This is a genomic window from Mesorhizobium sp. M1A.F.Ca.IN.020.06.1.1, assembly GCF_004023265.1.
In the GTDB taxonomy this organism is placed as follows: domain Bacteria; phylum Pseudomonadota; class Alphaproteobacteria; order Rhizobiales; family Rhizobiaceae; genus Mesorhizobium.
This window is the reverse complement of the sequence record NZ_RZSR01001126.1, coordinates 1-1723: the sequence shown is the minus strand read 5'-3', so window position 1 is coordinate 1723 and position 1723 is coordinate 1. Positions and strand designations below refer to the sequence as shown.

The following is a 1723-nucleotide window of genomic DNA, read 5'->3' as shown; positions in this document are numbered from 1 at the left end:
CCATAGAGCCATCGAGGACGCCCACTTGGTCGAGCAGCTGAGCTTCGGGCCTAACCGGACCTGGCGGTGCGCGTCATGGCGACTGCACCTCACACCTTACCCGATCATTGCTGGCAAACGGAGGCTAAACTCTCTATAAGGCGGCGCAGGGCAGTACGCGCTGCCCCGGGGTGTGGAAACCCCTACTCAGCGGTCGGTGCCAACCGGGAAGGCACCAAGGATCCTCTGGCTTTACGGCCGGGGGCCTGTGACGTATGTCCAGGCGCCTCGGTGCTAAAGGTCGCAGGACTGTCTGAGTACAGTTTCCAACCCCCGGCTTTGGATCAGGGATTGACGTTCGCGGGGGCGTACCGCGGACGATGTTTCAAGAAGAGTAAAAATGGCCACCGACATAGGCAGCTGTAAGCAGTCCGAGCACAAAATCACCTTGAGGCCGGTGATCGGCCTGACGGAGAATCTCCCGAAGGGGGATCTTGAACAGATCACGATTCAGGCGATCCGAACCCACCGACGCCTTCGCGACGCAGCCGAAGCCAGGTACGAGGAATGGCGCCAATCGCCGCCTGTCGCGGTGTGCGATACCGTGGGGCCTGCCCGCATCGCCTATGTCACGGCAATGATCGACATGCACGCGCAGCAGACGGTCGTTTCGACCTTGCTCGACGTACTCGGCCACATCCCGTCAGTGCCCGCTGACTGACGCCAAGTCGCCGCTCGATCAGCCCGAGCTTCTCGATCATCAAGCTATCCGGGTCTCAGCCTCGATAGGGGCCCGGAAACATGATGTCCTGGTCGACGAGGACGTTGAACTTGTAGCCGGGCCGGATCTCCAGCGTCGGCTGGACGTCGAGATTTTTGTTGATGGTGCGCTCGGCAACCCGGCCGAACGTCTCGGCAAAATTGCGCCGCGCCGCATCGGACGCCGTGTCCTGCGTGGCAAGCGTCGAACTCTCGGGTAGCGCCATGTCGATCCCCGTGCCGATGATGGCGAGCAGCACCGCCGAGCCGAACGTTTTCAGATAGTGGTTGTTGACCTTGTCGTTGAATCCGCCGTAGCCCTCGGTGTCCGTTCCCGCCATACCGCCGACCTGCAAGGTCGATCCGTTCGGGAAGATGATGTCCGTCCAGACAACGAGCACGCGCGACTGGCCGAACGAAACCTTGCTGTCATACCGCCCGAACAGCTTGGCGCCTTGCGGGATGAGCAGGCGGTGACCCGTCGCGCTGTCGTAGACGTTCTGGCTGACCTGGGCGGTGATGCGTCCGGGAAGATCGGAGTTGATGCCGGTGATGAGGGTCGCCGGGATGACCGAGCCGCGCTTGAGCTCGTAGAGCGACTGCTGCGGCACAACCTGGTTGGGGAGATAGCCGAGTTCCTTAAGGTCGGCGTTGAAGAAGTCTTCCTTGGGGCGCTGGGCATTCGGGTCGAGGTTCTGACCGTTCAGGCCGGCCTGCAGCGCCGCGCCATAGAGGTCGGCCGCGGAGCCGCCGCGCGCGGTTATTGCGCCGGCCGGCGATGCCCCGGGCACCGAGTGCGTGGCGGTCCGCAACTTGTCCACGTCGACGGCGATGGGTGAATCGTAGGCCGAGTCGTTGGCCTGCAGGCGCGCCATGCGCTGGCGATGACGCTCGCGCAGATACTGCTCCTCGGCCTCGCGCTCGAGGCGCGCGCGCCACACGGCCTCCGGTTCGAGCTCGGCTGCGGGGCTTTCCGGCCGGGTAG

General features: G+C 63.8%; 2 protein-coding genes. One reads left to right on the top strand and one right to left on the bottom strand.

Annotated elements, in window-relative coordinates:
• Nucleotides 1–379: 379 nt before the first annotated feature.
• A complete protein-coding gene (locus tag EOA60_RS31675) occupies nucleotides 380–700 on the top strand; it encodes a transcriptional repressor TraM (RefSeq protein ID WP_127336030.1) in 321 nt (106 codons plus the stop codon).
• Nucleotides 701–755: 55 nt separating this feature from the next.
• Here EOA60_RS31675 and trbI read toward each other — a convergent pair.
• Nucleotides 756–1723: IncP-type conjugal transfer protein TrbI (gene trbI / locus EOA60_RS31670; RefSeq protein ID WP_128312528.1), on the bottom strand; the 968-nt coding region annotated here is incomplete at its 5' end.